Annotated in this window: 13 protein-coding genes; 1 reads left to right on the top strand and 12 read right to left on the bottom strand. The window is 48.1% G+C overall.

The annotated features are described in order from the left end of the window. Window positions 1-7: 7 nt before the first annotated feature. The 10 genes from LQ567_RS21665 to LQ567_RS21620 form a co-directional block, all read right to left on the bottom strand. Entirely contained in the window at window positions 8-760 is a 753-nt protein-coding gene (locus LQ567_RS21665) for a response regulator transcription factor (RefSeq protein WP_231007892.1), read from the bottom strand. Further along, complete coding sequence (locus tag LQ567_RS21660) at window positions 757-3,993, bottom strand: ligand-binding sensor domain-containing protein (protein ID WP_231007891.1); 3,237 nt, start codon at window positions 3,991-3,993, stop codon at window positions 757-759. The genes LQ567_RS21665 and LQ567_RS21660 overlap by 4 nt, the downstream gene beginning before the upstream one ends. 163 nt (window positions 3,994-4,156) lie before the next feature. Continuing rightward, a complete protein-coding gene (locus tag LQ567_RS21655) occupies window positions 4,157-5,260 on the bottom strand; it encodes a hypothetical protein (protein WP_231007890.1) in 1,104 nt (367 codons plus the stop codon). After that, a complete protein-coding gene (locus LQ567_RS21650) occupies window positions 5,250-6,854 on the bottom strand; it encodes an FAD-dependent oxidoreductase (RefSeq protein ID WP_231007889.1) in 1,605 nt (534 codons plus the stop codon). Before LQ567_RS21650 ends, LQ567_RS21655 begins: the two co-directional genes overlap by 11 nt. After that, the gene (locus LQ567_RS21645; RefSeq protein WP_231007888.1) at window positions 6,854-8,380 is read right to left on the bottom strand and encodes a polyamine aminopropyltransferase; all 1,527 of its coding nucleotides are present in this window, start codon (window positions 8,378-8,380) and stop codon (window positions 6,854-6,856) included. The genes LQ567_RS21650 and LQ567_RS21645 overlap by 1 nt, the downstream gene beginning before the upstream one ends. Before the next feature lies 1 nt (window position 8,381). Further along, window positions 8,382-8,585 carry a DUF350 domain-containing protein gene (locus tag LQ567_RS21640; RefSeq protein WP_231007887.1) on the bottom strand — a complete coding sequence of 68 codons (204 nt, stop codon included), beginning with the start codon at window positions 8,583-8,585 and terminating at the stop codon, window positions 8,382-8,384. 16 nt (window positions 8,586-8,601) lie between these two features. Beyond that, a complete protein-coding gene (locus LQ567_RS21635; protein WP_231007886.1) occupies window positions 8,602-8,787 on the bottom strand; it encodes a hypothetical protein in 186 nt (61 codons plus the stop codon). A 6-nt stretch (window positions 8,788-8,793) separates the two neighbouring features. Then, the gene (locus tag LQ567_RS21630) at window positions 8,794-10,665 is read right to left on the bottom strand and encodes a DUF4178 domain-containing protein (RefSeq protein WP_231007885.1); all 1,872 of its coding nucleotides are present in this window, start codon (window positions 10,663-10,665) and stop codon (window positions 8,794-8,796) included. Between the two features lie 4 nt (window positions 10,666-10,669). Further along, the gene (gene speD / locus LQ567_RS21625; RefSeq protein WP_231008557.1) at window positions 10,670-11,020 is read right to left on the bottom strand and encodes an adenosylmethionine decarboxylase; all 351 of its coding nucleotides are present in this window, start codon (window positions 11,018-11,020) and stop codon (window positions 10,670-10,672) included. An 18-nt stretch (window positions 11,021-11,038) separates the two neighbouring features. After that, window positions 11,039-12,265 carry a 4-hydroxy-3-methylbut-2-enyl diphosphate reductase gene (locus tag LQ567_RS21620; RefSeq protein WP_231007884.1) on the bottom strand — a complete coding sequence of 409 codons (1,227 nt, stop codon included), beginning with the start codon at window positions 12,263-12,265 and terminating at the stop codon, window positions 11,039-11,041. Window positions 12,266-12,564: 299 nt separating this feature from the next. Between LQ567_RS21620 and LQ567_RS21615 the strand changes: the two genes are divergently transcribed. Continuing rightward, entirely contained in the window at window positions 12,565-13,872 is a 1,308-nt protein-coding gene (locus LQ567_RS21615; RefSeq protein ID WP_231007883.1) for an alpha-amylase family glycosyl hydrolase, read from the top strand. A gap of 325 nt (window positions 13,873-14,197) precedes the next feature. Here the strand turns inward: LQ567_RS21615 and LQ567_RS21610 are convergent, their stop codons facing one another. Both LQ567_RS21610 and mqnE read right to left on the bottom strand, forming a co-directional pair. Next, entirely contained in the window at window positions 14,198-14,632 is a 435-nt protein-coding gene (locus LQ567_RS21610) for a CBS domain-containing protein (RefSeq protein ID WP_231007882.1), read from the bottom strand. Window positions 14,633-14,745: 113 nt separating this feature from the next. Next, window positions 14,746-15,885, bottom strand: coding sequence for an aminofutalosine synthase MqnE (gene mqnE, locus LQ567_RS21605; protein WP_231007880.1), 1,140 nt, complete (start codon window positions 15,883-15,885; stop codon window positions 14,746-14,748). Between the last annotated feature and the right edge of the window lie 97 nt (window positions 15,886-15,982).

Genomic DNA, 15,982 nt, shown 5'->3' with positions numbered 1-15,982 from the left:
AAACGTGCTACCCGGCGATATATTCTGAAGGTGTTTGCCCGAAGAATTTTTTAAACTCTTTGCTAAAGTATTTACGGTCATTGAATCCTACTTCCCAGGCTACTTCGGCGATGTTCAGTTTGTCGTTGCGCAGCAGCAGGGCAGCTTTTTTCAGCCGCAATGATTTGATAAACTCCCCGATGGGCATCTGGGTAAGCGCATTGAATTTCTTATACAACACGGCCGTACTCATACCCACCTCCCGGGCAAGCGCAGATACATGGAACTCGGGATTGTTCAGGTTGGCTTCGATGACTTCCATCAACCGCTCCATAAACTTTTTGTCAACCGTTCCGATCTCGGTTTGTGTTGGTTCCAGGAATATTTTCTGACTGAAATGTTGCCGCTGGGATTCCTTCAGGCGGAGCAGGTTCTTTACATAGGATTGGAGTACTTTTACGCTGAAGGGTTTGGTCAGGTATACATCGGCCCCGCTTTCCAATCCTTCCAGCTGCTGATCAACACTTGTTTTGGCTGTAAGCATGATCACCGGAATATGGCTGGTGCGCACATCGTTTTTAAGGCGCTGACAAAATTCGTTCCCATTCATTTCGGGCATCATCACATCGGTAATGATCAGATCCGGAAGGTCGTTAACGGCACAATCCCATCCGGCCTTACCATTGGGCGCTTCTGAAACCGAATGATCCGTTTGCAGGCAAATGCGGATAAAATCCCTCACTTCAGCATTGTCTTCTATAATCAGGATATTCGTATTCAATTGTCTCCGGGTTGTAAAAAATGATCTTGGCCTCCTTTCAAAGATACAAAAAAGCAGGTTTTGTTCTCGCCGTGGGTTTCACTGAGGGTACTGGTAAACCGGATATTGCCGCCATGCAGGGTTACCAGGATCTTTGAAAGTGCCAGTCCGATGCCTGTACCTGTTTTTTTATCACCGGCAGCATCTACCTGGAAGAACTGGGTAAAGATCTTTTCACTGCTTTCCGGAGGGATGCCTGCCCCATTATCACAGATGCTGATTTCGGCGTCTCCATTTTCCAGCATTATCAGCTGCATGGAAACCCTTCCTCCCGGCGGAGTAAATTTGAGCGCATTGGATAGCAGGTTATAAAAAACGATCTCCATATAATGCGGATCAAAATAAAGGTCGATCGCCGGTGCCGCAGCATCGAACCGGTAGCGGATGTTCTTTTCGGCGGCCGCCACCGAAAACTTTTCAAACACATCCCTGCAAAAGGCAACCAGGTCGTTCTTTACCGGATGTAATTGCGTATAGCCCGAATCTGCTTTCATAAAATCCAGGAGATCATTGGATAGTTTTAACATCCGGTCGGCATTGGATTTGATCGATGCCAGTAACTTTTTCTCCGAGTTCCGGTCGAGGGCATTGTCCAGGAGCATTTCTGCGGGCCCCATGATCATGGTGAGCGGCGTCCGGATCTCATGGGAAACATGAGTAAAGAAATCGGTTTTCATCTGCTGCAGCTCCCGCTGTTTTACATTGAGCGCGTGTTCATATTCCAGTTTCCGTTTTAAAGAAGCCCTGGACTGAAGGAACCAGAAAACGGCACCTGTTGCCAGCAGAAACGCAAGTGCATAGAGGGTATATGCCCACCAGGTTTTCCACAACGGCGGCCTGATGGTAAAGCGTGCCATTGGCCGGGCAAGATTCCATACCCCGTCGTTATTGGCAGCTTTGATCAGTAAGGTATAATTCCCGGGGGGAAGGTTGGAATAGGCCGCTGTATGTGCCCCTGTGTAATTCCATTGCTGATCAAAACCTTCCAGCTTATAGGCAGAGCGGTTTTTTTCAGGCTTGATAAAATTCAGCACGGCGTAATGGAATACCAGGTTGTTCTCATCATGCGATAGGGTAATAAGGGCGGGCGCCTGGCGCGATGGTGAAGGGATTTTAAAGCCGGCTCCGTTAACGGTCATCTCAACCAGCTCTACGGGCGGGGGAACAGGATTGGCCTCAATCTGCCGGGGATCAAAGGACACCAATCCATTGTATCCGCCAAAAAAAATGCTCCCGTTCTGATCCCGGTAACGGGAATTGTAATTAAAAGCCTGGCCGGGCAGCCCGTCCTGTGTGTTGTAGACAGTAAATTGTTTCCGGGCAGCATCCAGTCTGGATATACCGTTATTGGTACTGATCCATAAATGATTCTGATCGTCTGCAACAATGCCTACAACCTTGCTGCCGGATAATCCGTTCTGCGTGGTAAAGGTTTGCGGTTGCGCCGTAGCCGGGTTCAGGAAGGAGAGGCCGGAATAGCTGCCAAACCAGATCACCTGGTTCTGATCCTCCGTAATGCAGTAAATATAATCAGATAGTAATCGGGGGTTTGTGTTTTCCCTGGTGTACTGAACCAGTTGGCCGGATACCGCGTATAACACGTTCAACCCTTTTTTGGTACCGATCCACATATTGTTTTTAGAATCCCGGTACAGGTGGGTAATGGCGTTGCTGCTAAGTTTTTTCCCGGGATACGCTTCATCAAATGTGTGAAAACTGCGGGTGACCGGGTCGTAAATATTTACGCCGGCTTCTTCGTTCCCGATCCATATGTTCCCGTGGCCGTCCTGCGCCAGGGTAATGATATCGTCGGCATCCGGCGGCGCGTGTATATTGGTTTGGCGGATCCGTTCAATGGTCCGGTGCAATGAATCGATCACATTGAGTTCTCCGTTGAAAAAGCCTACCCAGATCCTGTTTTTTTCATCCAGCAGCATAGCTTTGATCAGGTTGGAGCTGATTGAAAAAGGCGTGCCGTCATTTTTCAGATGGGTAAAGCGGTGGGCTGTCCGGTTAAAATAATTGATGCCTTCGGCTTCTGTCCCGATCCACAGGTTGCCGGAAGCATCACCAAGAATAGAGCTGATGATATTGCTGCTGATGCTGTTTGCATTGCGATTGTTCTGATAGCTGGTAAACGGTGTTTGATACCGGGTGGTCATATTAAGGCCCCCGAAAAAAGTGCCGATCCAGACATTTCCCTGCTGATCCTGGAAAATGTCGTGAATGGAATTGAAGTTCAGGCTCTGCGGGTCATCCGGATCATTGGTGCAGGTATGCAGGGTTTGATTTGTGGGGTTGTAAATATTCAATCCCTTCAGCGTGCCGATCCATACCCGGCCGTCTGCGCTGCAAAGGATCTTGCGGATCGTGTTACTCACCACCGATCCCTGCGGGCCGTTTTGAGCGGTATAATGGTGGGCCAGTTTCTTTTCTGCTGTAAAAAGATACACGCCCGCATTTTGAGTGCCCACCCATAGCTGATGGTTGCGGTCGCAGGCAATGGCGCTTACATTGATATGGCTACGGATGCATTGCAGCCGGATCGCCTGGTTTTGATGAAGGGCTGCTTTGGAACAAGCGTACAGGCCCGCTGCTGTTCCCAACAAAATATTTCCGGATGAATCACTGCTGATATACTGAATGTTTTTTAAAAGGGTATCGTCGGTACCGGAGGCGGCTTTCACCGGTATTGCGATAAAACGCGGCCCGGTTTTTATCAGGCTCAGTCCACCGGGCGCTGCAATCAGCATGCTGCCGGAGTCGGACGCAAAAATGGCCTTAATCGTATTGCCGGTTGGTTCCATCGCAGCAGCAGTGGGCACCCGGTAAAAAGAGTCGGTGCCTGGGAGATGCGCGTAAAGCCCGTTATTGGTGCCGATCCACAGATAGCCGTTCCCCGAAACCAAAGAAGTGATCTTGATACTGGGGCTCATGGGGTTAGACTCGTAGAATGAACGGTAGATCCGGATCGTTTTACCATCATAACGGTTTAACCCGTCCATGGTGCCCGCCCACATAAAACCCATGGCATCCTGTGAAACCGCTAATACAGACCGGTTGGATAATCCTTCTTCTGCAGTGATATGATTGAAGCGAAGCTTTTCCTGGGCATGCACCGGCTGGCAATAAAGGACCCAAAGAAGTACAATGAAGAAAAAAGCGGTTCGGTATCTGCTGAAAAGCTTTATCATGGATGAGATATGCATCAAATATAAATCTTATTTGCCGATCTGAAAGAGCAGTGCGGGTCCGTAATACAGAAGCTGTTTAATCTTTTGGTTAACGGTAAATGTTAATGTTGTCGCCCAGCAATGGATCCTGGTTGGGGTAAGGGAAGCTGCTTAAGCCTGCTGTTTATTGCTTCGTTTCATTGCTCCATTTTATTTCGTTCTTTTGAATCTTCCAGATAAAGCCGTCCAGGATATAATGCGTGAATTGCGGCAGCGCAAGAAGGGGCACAAGAATGTTGAGCAGCTCTTTTCCGGGTTGGAAGTCTGCAAAATAGGATCCACCGAAGGCAGATCGGTGCTCCTTCCATACGGCAATATCCCAAATAAATTCTTCGGTGAATGCCAGACCAAAAATGATCAGCAGGAAAATGATGAGTCCTTTTTTTGAAAAAATCCGGTATAAAAAGGGGTTGGTTGCCTTTTGCTTTGAATAAACCTTCCTGCCATGTACCCAAACAAGGGCCATATATGGAATGCCATGGCTTACCACGTTGAGCAATGTAAATGCCATATCGCCGTTAAAGTATACGATTCCAAAGTACCAGGAAATAACCGTGCCGGCAATAACCCCGAATTTGGGCAGGTTAAAGCGCCGGGTCGTTATGGTTTGAATGATAAGATGGACGAGGTAAACAGCAAGTAATGTAAAGTAAATACCCTTGAGAAGGGGCAGTATAACAGCGCCATTGAAATACAGGAAATCACCGGTAATAAACCAGTTGAAATTGCGGGGACCAGACAGGTGCCAGTAAAGAAGCGGGTAAAGCGTGGCGCTGTAAATAACCACGCTATCCAACCGGGCAGTAAACGACCTCTTGTTTTCAAACCGGCTGTACAGGCGCATAAAACCATATTGCTGCCGGATAAAATGGTACACGGCGGCATAGGCCAATACCCTCCAGAACCATAATACACTGAAATGGTACAGCAACAATCCTGCGGTAAATGCAATGAATGGAATAAGCCAAAGGATGGTGCCCTGTTTTTTTAATGCGTTCCGGTCGAAATAAGTACGGTAGAGTGTCGTATATACGTGGCCAACATCGATCAGCAATACCAGGAGGATCCAGCCGGTAAGCGACATCTGATCATTGTTTTGAAAGATGTTGGGAAACAACACGATGATCAGCAGGCATGCAAACGGGGGGAGCAGGATAAAGAGTAGATCCGTGCTTTTGTTTTGCAACCAGGGCTGCCGGTAGGGGTGTAACGATGGTTTAACTGGCATGAATTATTTTTTGGGCGGCTTCAATGCCCTGGTAAAACCCTTCTTCAAAAATACTGATGCCTGCATAATCGGTATGTGCAAAAAATAGCTGGTCGTTCACCGGCTGATGCAGCACTTTCCGGAATGCTCCAAAGATATGCCCCGGCAAAGGCTTGGGCATGGCATGCCCCCAAACGGTAATATTTATTTCTTCAAGATCGTCTTCTATTTTGGGGTGCGCCGTTTTCAGATCATCCAGTACCTGCCTGCACCAGCTGTCGTAGCTGGTTTTGTAAGCCGCCATGCGTGCTGTTGTGGCATCGGTATCTGTTAAGGGAAGGTAATAGGTGATATTCTTATACGGCGTTAACTGATCCACCAGCTGGTGCGTGGCGTCTACATAACCCAGCGAATTACTGTTATAGATCACATTGTCCCAACACATTCCCGGCCAGCTCGAAACAGACGGCTGACGCAGTTTCAGGTTGGCCACTACCCAGGGCGTATAAATAAACTTTTCTTTGTATGCGTTGAAGGCTTGCTGGTCTTTTAGTAGTTTTCCGGTAATGAAAACAGGTGTGGCCAGGATGCATTTTTCTGCCAGCAGCCCCTTTACCTGCTTTGATTTGACATCCAGGTAATGAATCGCGATCTTTTTGTCTTTCTGAAAAACAGAGAGCACAAGGCTGTTGACCCGGATCTTTTTGTCAATGTCTTTTTTTAATTGTTCCACCAGGTAACCGTTACCCTGTGGCCAGGTGATCACATCGCTGTGTGTGGCATTGGTGCCTTTGCCTTTGCGGGAGGCGAAATAATGAATGCCTACCCACGCACTAACCGAAGCAGCGTTACAACCAAAGTCATCACGGGTGCAGTAGTTTACATACCACCGGAGGGCCGGGGCCGTTAGACCCTGTTCCCGGAGCCAGCTGTCCATCGTGATCGTATCCAGCCGGGTATACGCGGCATCGGTGCTTGACCGGTCTACGGGTATATCAAAAATATAGCGCTCTTCGGCATCTTTCAGATACCGGTAATGTTCCATCAATGCGAAGAACTTTTGGAATTGTGGCTGTTCTTCTTTGGTGATTCCTTTAACCGGTACGAGGCCCTCCTGCCAGGTTCCGTTGATGAACAGTCGTTCCTGCGGATCGGCGCAGAGATATTCTTCGTTGTAGAAGGGGAGCTGCTCTCCGTTCTGGTATTGTAAAACATTTGATTCCTGTAAAAAATCGAGGTATTCCGTAAGATGGTTGTTGGGAATAGGTATATAATGCGCACCCAGGGGGTAGGCCGAAACTTCGTTTTTACCATTCGCCGCATTTCCGCCGGCATGATCTTCCAGCTCCAGGATCGTGAAATCCTCCTTCCCGTATTTATACAACCACCTGCCGGCACTCAGTCCGCTGATGCCTGCGCCGGCAATAACCGTATGAATGGTTTCATAGGTTTGCGGAACGGGGAACGTTTTCAGATCCCTTAACAGGTGGCCCGTTTGCGCGGCCGCACCGGTAATGCCTCCTTTGAAAGAAGGAGCCGGCTGCTTACACCCGGTATCTGCAAGCAATGCGGCGCTTCCGGCCATGCAAAGTTCTATAAAGTTTCTCCGCTTCATCAGGAATCAAGATAATGGCTCCATTCGTCTTCAAAATAGGTTACCAGCGACTGGTTATTAAGCTTATTGATGGTGAGCTTTTTGGTGGGGTGCATATCTGGGGGAAAATAAAACATCTGCTCGATGCTCTGCCGGTTTGCAAAGCGCAGGTGGGGCGGAAGCTGCGAGAACCACTGTTTTGTTGAATCCTTCATCGCCAGGATATAGCCCCAGTCTCCAAAAGAAGGTACCAGGTTATGATAGGGTTTTGTAATGAATCCGGAGGACCGCAGCGTAGTGTCTACACACCAGAAGCTATTGGGTGCCACATAGGGCGAAGTACTTTGAATGACGGCGATACCTCCCGCCTTTAGCCGGTTAAACAGGGTTGTGTAGAAGGTATTGCTGTAAAGCTTTCCTATGGAATAATTAGATGGATCCGGAAAGTCGATAACGACCACGTCAAAGTTTTGCTCCGATTTGCGCAGCCAGGTAAAGGCATCGGCATTTAAAACCGTTAGTTTTTTGTTCTGCAGCGAATGATCATTTAATTGGGAGAAGCGTTCCTGTGTACTGAAGAGCCGGGTCATTGCCGGGTCCAGGTCTACCAGCGTAATGGATGTTACATCCGGGTATTTCAGGATCTCCCGGGCTGCCATGCCATCACCGCCGCCCAGGATCAACACGTTGGACCGGTTTGAAACGGAAGATAAAGCGGGATGCACCAGCGCCTCATGATAGCGGTATTCATCCGCGCTGCTGAACTGGAGATTGCCATTCAGGAACAGGCGGGTTTCGCGTTTGTTGCTTGTAACCACAATCCGTTGGTAGGGGGTCGATTTGGCGTATACAATGTTGTCTGCAAAGCCATTGGTTTCGGCCTGCTCCATGATCCGGTCCGCGTATACAAAGGCGATCAGCTGAATGAGGATGATGGAAACGGATGCTGCCGTCAGCGCACGGTGGTTTTTTAATTCCGGCCGGAACCTAAGCGAGAGGTACAATCCTACCAGTGTATTCATCATCCCGAAAAACAAGGCAGTTTTGATGAGGCCCAGTTGGGGAACAAAAACCAGCGGGAAAATAAGACTGGCTAGCAATGCGCCGATATAGTCAAAGGTAAAAACACGGCTTACCAATTCTTTAAAAGCCACTTTGCCCTGCAAAATGCGCATCAGCAGCGGAATCTCGAGCCCTACCAGTATACCCGTAATGCAAACAAGCGCGTAAAGAATGATTCTGAAGGAAGCCGCAAGCGGGAACACATAAAACAAAATGACCGCACTGAATCCGCCGATAAGGCCTACAAGCAATTCGATTTTTATAAACCAGGACAAGAGATGCCGCTCCAGGTATTTGGAAAGAAAAGAGCCGATCCCCATTGAAAAAAGATATACACCAATGATCGTGCTGAATTGAGTTACGCTGTCGCCCAGTACATAGCTGGCAAGCGTGCCTGCCACAAGTTCATAGATAAGACCGCAGGAAGCGATTACAAAAACGGCCAGCAGCAGAATGAGCTGGTTGTTACTTTTGGGAAGCCGCATGTTAATGAATGGCAGATGCAATAATGATAGCCACGGATAACATAAAGCACCCCGCCAGTACGGCAAGCGCCATATTTTTATTTTCCAGTATTTCCTTGCGGATATTGTGCCTGGGCGTTAATACCTCTACCAGCACAAATGCAACGATAAGGATGGCAATGCCGAGCGCCGAATAGATGATCGAATTGATTACAGGTTGATACATACAATGAAATTTAATGTTATTTATGATAAATGCCGGTTCTTGAAGAACCATAGCTATTGCTGTTATTGTTGCTTCCTCCAAACATACGGGTTCCCTGATAATCATACCAGGCCATGGCTGCAACACATGCTAAAATGACCAGGATAAACCACCGGTAGTGGAATAACGGATTGTTGGAGTTGAATATGTTGAATCGTTTCATGTGTAATTATGCGTTCCAGCGTTTGTTTTTGTTATAATTGCTTATAAGTACATGAATAGCCCCGGTGATGCATACGATAAGGATAACAGCCTTCAGATTCCGGTGCACGGGTACGTCGTACAATGTTTGGATGGTAACCTCGTTCATAGACCGGTTGGAGTCGCTCACACCCTCAAACTCGATATAATAGTTCCCTTCCGGGATCTCGGTAAGCAATGCGGAACCTTCTGTACTGCCTTCCGACCAACGTTCACCTTCTTCGATACCGCTATAAAAAGACAGGGTCCTGGAAAAAGGAAACGAAAGCCCTTTGTCGGTGTTTACGAGGGTTCCGCTGACCTCAACCCAGTTGTCGGACAGGTCCGGTGCACGTAGTTTGAATTCTATATTACTCAGGGGTTTGTTCAGGTAAAATTTATTACTTGTGTATGTTTGCTTTACAGAATCCTGGAAATTGAAGGTAGTGGTAAGGATGGACTTGCTTTGTTTGCTCATCGCTGAAACCATATGCAGCACCAGCAGCAGCACGATGGCTGCTACACCCATTTTTATAACCCCCGGCAGGTCCACGATCATCAGCGGCTGCACGCTTCCCGTTCCGTAGCGGGTTGGCGGTGGGGTAGTTATCCGGAACGCTTTTTTTACCTCAGCAGGATTGATATGTTCGCCATAGAACCAGCACTCTTCCGATCCGGATGTTTCTTCGATAAGGGTTTGCGGGGGGTAAACAAATTCGCGCACATAGGTGTGACGGGTATGATGCAGGTCGTAAATATGTTCTCCCCACGCAAATTTTACCTGGTACCGGTATGCGTTGTAAAGGTCGAAATGATTATCATTTTCAATAATATAATCCTTCCCCTTTTCTGATATCAGGGGTGGCCGGGGCCATTCTTTTACATACACCCAATGCCCCTTATATTCACTGAGGTAGGAGAAGCCTTCTTCCGGATTGAAAAGGGTATATTCCGTCCAGCTGGGATAATCGCCGGAGGTTTCTTCTTTGATACAGCACCCTACTACGGTAAACGGAATTTTGTTCAGCGAGCCTTCCATCCCCGGCAACAGATAGGGCGTAGAGCGTTCATCGTTAAAGGACGCTTTTTTTAACAGCTCAAAGTGCTGGCCAAAATAATTGTAGGTGTATTGTGCCTGGCAGGAACCGCAAATAATATTGCGGGTATACGGTACCGTAACACTCGTGAGCGTGGTATGGCATTGCACACAGGAGAACGAGCTGTTGAATGACGTAGCAGCAGTGTGCGCAAACAGGAATTTTTCCGGTTCCAGAAATTCCAGTTCAAATATTGCCGCGAGGTCGTTTCCGAAATAAAAGAGCTCCAGGTAGCCGTTTTCCTCGCTAAACAGTTCTGCGGTTCTGAACGGTGTTCCGGGGACTGGAATGCAGATGGCGCCTTCAATACTCAATTGCTCGTAGGCCGACTTCCGCACCAGGCGATAGGGGCGGTTGCCATTAAGGTATATCGTGGCGCCTGCGTCGGAACGGTTTACCTGTATCCAGCCGGGGCCATCCATTGTTTCCAGTTTACGAAACATGCTGTAATGCCCATAGCCCTCCGAAAGCATCGTGGCGGCGCCGTTTTCAAAAACGGCGGTCCAGTAGTTGAATGCCCCGCCAGGCCCTTCGGCAAGAAGGCGACCGCTCAGTGTGAATTTTTCACGCTTCCAGGTACCGGTTGTTCCGGGTTGTAAATAGTGGTATGCTCCCGGCTCAAGGATCCGGATGCTACCTGCTTCCATAACCTCCGGCCTGTTATCCGGCCGGAGGTTTACAAGGGTTCCGCAGGCACAGGCCACCACCCGGATATCTTTTCCCGGTAAATGAAGTGTTTGGTTACAGTTGGGACATTGGTGCATTGAATTATCGTATTATCCGTTGTGCTGATTCAATGGTGGCGTCGTAAAATGAAACCACCTCCTCAAAAATGCGATCAACGGTTTCATCATTGCTGCGCTCGTGGTTACTGAGGTAAATATCCAGATTTACAAGATCGTACTCCGGCCAGGTGTGGATAGAGATATGGCTCTCGCTTAAACATACAACCGCAGTAAACCCCTGGGGTGAAAAATTATGGTACACTTCCCCCAGTTTGTTAAGGGAAAATGTTGCTATCATACGATCCGCAAGCTTTTTAAAGCCTGTATAATCGTTGGTTTTAGCCTGGTTGCTGGTTTTTAAGGTCGCTATGATGTGCGTTCCCGGTTTGTACATGGATTTCAATAGGTGAATTTACAAAAAATGTTCAACCATCGTATCCAGCGGACTACTTTCTTTAAAAAATGCGGTCAGCTTCTCAATTACGCGTTCCACCAGTGCATCCGGGCAGGAAGCTCCGCTGGTCATCAGGATCTTCACAGGAGTATGTGCAGGGAGGAAATCCCTGGTAAGCAGTTCCTGTTTTGTGTGGAAGTTATAATGAAGGATTTCGTCCGGGCTCAGGATCTTTTCCGCATTATTGATAAAATAGGTGGGTAGCTTTTCTTCACAAAGTTCTACGAGGTGCGAGGTGTTGGAGGAATTATATCCGCCCACTACAATCGCAAAATCGGCCGAGGTTTCCAGCATTTCACTTACGGAGGTCTGGTTATCATTGGTGGCATAACACAAGGTATCCCTGGTGTCTGCAAACCGTTCGGCCAGGTTCTCTTTGGTAAGCCCGTATTTTTCGATCATCACCTGTTTGAGATAATCGGCAATGGCTTGGGTATCGCTGGCCAGCATGGTGGTTTGATTGACTACACCCACCCGGTCCAGGTCTCTGGTAATATCGAACCCTTCGCTGTATTGCCCTTTGAATTCGGTATAAAAATCCCCGGGCGATTTTTCACCGGTTATGTATTTCGACAGTTCGATGGTTTGCGCCATATTCTTTACCACAACCGAAGGGGCATTGAACGCGGCATGCGAAAACGTGGCTCGGGTTTCTTCATGGGTGGGCTTCCCATGAATCACAATGGAATATGCTTTTTTGGCGATCACCTCACTCCGGTTCCATACTTTTTCCACAAAGGGGCAGGTGGTATTGTATTTTTCCGTGTGAATGCCGATGCTGTTTAGTTTTTGCTCAATCTCCAGTGTGGTGCCAAAAGCCGGGATGAGCACGATATCCTGGGGGGTAAGGTCTTCAAAAGCAATGATCTGCCGGCCATGCGTGTCCTGCAGAAAATGAACACCTCTTGAAAGAAGGTCCTTATTCACTTGGGGATTATGGATCATTTCGCTGAGCAGGAAGATCCGTTTCCCTGGGTTTTCATCGATGGTTCTGAAAGCGATTTCAATAGCGTTTTCCACGCCGTAACAAAACCCGAAATGCCGGGCCAGGTAAATCTGCACCGGGCCAAAATCCAGGAACGTAGGCGAGAAGTCTTTTTTGAGCTTGTCTTTTTCCTTGCGTTTTCTTTTTATTGCGGAAATCAACGGGCTTCTGTAAAAAACAGGTACATCAAACTGCTTCATCCGGCAAAATTACTTGATATCTTTTAAAGCGCCGCAACGGAGTTCTGATCCCGGATTTCACCCCCGCCTGAATTCTCAAGTCTGTAATCTGAAATCTCAATTCTCAAATCTGAATTCTCAATTCCCAAATCTGAATTCTGAAATCTCAAATCTCAAAAAAACAATTATCTTCAGGCAAAAGATGCAACATGAGCAAATGGTATTTACTTGCAACGTTGCTTTTGATAACGGGGGCGTGTAAACTGATGCCCAGGGAGGATCATAAAAAAGAACCAGAAGCAAAATCAAAAACGACAGCAATGACAGCGGAAACAACAGACTGGAAACATACGACCAATATATACGAAGTAAACCTGCGGCAGTACACACCGGAGGGCACCTTTAACGCGTTTGCGGCGGCGTTGCCCCGGTTAAAGGACATGGGAGTGGGTACACTTTGGTTTATGCCCATTACGCCGATCGCTAAAGAAAAAATGAAGGGCACCCTCGGCAGTTACTATGCCTGCTCCGATTATACGGCCATCAACCCGGAGTTTGGCAGCTTACAGGATTTTCAAAACCTGGTAAAGCAGGCGCATGGAATGGGCTTTAAGGTGATCATTGACTGGGTGGCCAACCATACCGGTTGGGATCATGTGTGGACGCGTACGCATCCGGACTATTATTTAAAGGACAGCGTTACGGGTACCTTTAAGATGGCCAGCGGAATGGATGATATTATAGAGTTAAATTATGGTAATCCCGAATTACGGAAGGCCATGATCGACGCGATGAAGTTCTGGGTGCAGCAGGCGGATATCGACGGGTTCCGGTGCGACCTGGCTTCCTGGGTGGAGCTGGATTTCTGGAAGGAGGCCCGTCCGCAGCTGGATGCGGTAAAACCGTTATTCTGGCTGGGGGAATATGATGAGCTGGAGAACCCCGATTATGGAAAAGTATTCGACGCCAGTTATTCCTGGAAATGGATGCACAAAACCGAAGACTTTTTTAAGAAGCAGCAACCGTTATCAGAATTATACGACCTGCTGCTGCAATACAATACCATTGGCGATTCCAGCATGCGTGCCTGGTTTACCTCAAATCATGATGAAAACAGCTGGAACGGAACCGAGTATGAAAAATATGGAGACCTGGCGAAACCGCTGGCGGTGTTCAGTTGTACCTGGAACGGTATTCCGCTGATGTATAGCGGCCAGGAGATACCGTTGAAGGAAAAACGGTTACAGTTTTTTGATCGGGATCCCATTCCCTGGCCGGGGAATAATGCGGCACAAACAGATGGATTGGGTCTGTTCCATTTTTACAAAACATTGCTGAACCTGCACACCGGCAACCCGGCGCTCCGGGGGGGAGATCCGGCCGTGACTAGTTTTAAACTAACCACTACCGCAGACGATAAGGTGTTTGCTTACCTGCGTAAGAACGGCAATGACGAAGTGCTGGTGGTATTGAATTTTTCCGGCGCCTCCAACCTGCCGGTGACGATCACGGATGCCCATGTAAACGGTTCGTTTACGGATGTTTTTTCCGGGACCGTCCGTGATTTTTCGAATGCAAAAAGTATGGAGCTGCAACCATATGGATACCTGGTTTACGAGAAGCATTAGGGACGGTTTCTGGTTTGCTCCGGAAGCAGGCAGTAATCATTGTTGCAGGGGTGTGGGCATATAAGCCGCTCTGCGCATATTTGATGATGAGGTAATTTACCAGGCAGATAAGAGAGGGAAATCTGGGCACAAAGACCCCAAGATTCCGGGCTGGCTTTATTGCATGTAGTTACGATACTTTTCAGGACCGCGGACTTATCGGGTTGAGCCTGCGCAAGACACAATAAACACCGGATATTGAGCTGGCCCGGACGTTAAGCCCGGAATGGGACCTGCAACCTTAAACCTGAGACTTGAAACCTGAAACATGAATTAAATGGGAGCCTCATCCGTTGCTGTGAATATAATCCTGTAAATGATTGATGGTTTCCTTTTGCTGAAGAATGGTTTCTTTTACTACATCGCTGATAGAAATGATGCCGGCCAGTTGCCCGTTGATAAATACCGGCAGATACCGGATATTCTTATCGCTCATCAGTTCCATGCAATGTTCCACCGAATCTTCAGGAGAGATATGGGGCAGTTCGGTCGACATGATTTCCTCCACGGTAGTATCAGAAGAATGTTTTCCCTTCAGAATGACCTTGCGGGAATAGTCGCGCTCTGTGATGATGCCCAGGTAATTTTCTCCATTTCGTACAACCAGGGCGCCAATATTTTTTTCGGACATTAATTCCAGCGCATGGTAAACAGAAGTAGACGGAGCAATGCTGATTGCGTCATGCCCTTTACGGGCAAGAATATTGGAGACCTTAGCCATGATAGCAATGATTTTGAACAGCAATATATCAAAAATAGCGCAGAAAACCTAATCGGATTACCGGCTACCGGCTATCGGTGAAATGCTGAATGCTAAAGGCTGAATGCTTTTTATCACACAAGTGCTTCCGCGCTGTAATCTTTGATCACATTGTACAGCGTTCCTCTCTCTACCGGTTTCCGGTGCGCCTGCTGAATCAATACCACCAGGTCCTGTGTAGACATTGAAGGTACCTGTTCCTCGGCGCCGGCCATGGAATAGATCTTCGTGGTATCATCAATGGTGCCGTCAAGATCATTTACGCCAAAGGAAAGCGACAACTGGGCATTCTGCCGCCCCAGCATGGGCCAGTAGGCCTTCAGGTGCGGAAAATTATCCAGGTAAATACGTGCAATGGCATAGAGCCGCATGTCTTCTACCAGCGTAGATTCGGATACATGACTCATATCATTATCCTTGTTACGGAATTTCAGCGGGATAAAGGTATTGAATCCGCCCGTCCGGTCCTGCAGTTCGCGGAGCCGGCGCATATGGTCAACCCGGTCTGCAAAACTTTCAATATGCCCGTAAAGCATGGTCGCATTGGTATGCATGCCCAGCTCATGGGCGGTACCATGGATGTTCAGCCAGCCGTCGGCATCTACCTTGTCCGCACAGATCGCTGCGCGTACTTCGGGGGCAAAGATCTCGGCACCACCGCCGGGAAGGCTTTCCAACCCCGCATCCTTCAAATATTCCAATCCCTCCCGCACGGTTTTTTTCGCCTTGCGGAACATATAATCCAGTTCTACCGCTGTAAATCCTTTTATATGAAGGCCGGGCCGGTGTGCCTTTATTTTCCGGAGCAGTTCAGCAAAGAACTCCAGGTTCATTTTAGGATGTACGCCCCCTACAATATGCACTTCCGTTACCGGTTCATCGTCGTATTTTTTCACAATGTCCAGCATCTGCTCCAGTCCCAGTTCCCAGGCCTCATCCCGGTGCGCGTATAAGCGGCTGTAGCTGCAAAAATTGCAAGTATAGATACAGGCGTTGGTAGGCTCAATATGAAAATTCCGGTTAAAATAGGTAATGTCTCCATGTAGCCGCTCACGCACGAAATTGGCCAGCGAACCCACAAAACCCAGGCTGCCTTTTTCAAATAGGAGCAGGGCTTCTGCATCCGTAATGCGTTGGTTGTCGTAAACTTTTTGAGCGATGTTTTTCAGATCGGTATCTTCCGTTAAAATAGATGTCTCTAACACTGCTGCCATGCTGCTTATTTTTTGCAAATTTAACGCTTTTCACCTTCAGGGTCAAAGTTTCAGGTTCAACTGCTGGGCCATGATCCGTTCCCGAACCGGAATGAAC

Origin of the sequence: Niabella pedocola, assembly GCF_021044425.1 — a bacterium.
In the GTDB taxonomy this organism is placed as follows: Bacteria; Bacteroidota; Bacteroidia; order Chitinophagales; family Chitinophagaceae; genus Niabella; species Niabella pedocola.
The sequence above is the reverse complement of the archived record's forward strand: the minus strand, read 5'-3'. Positions and strand labels throughout refer to the sequence as shown.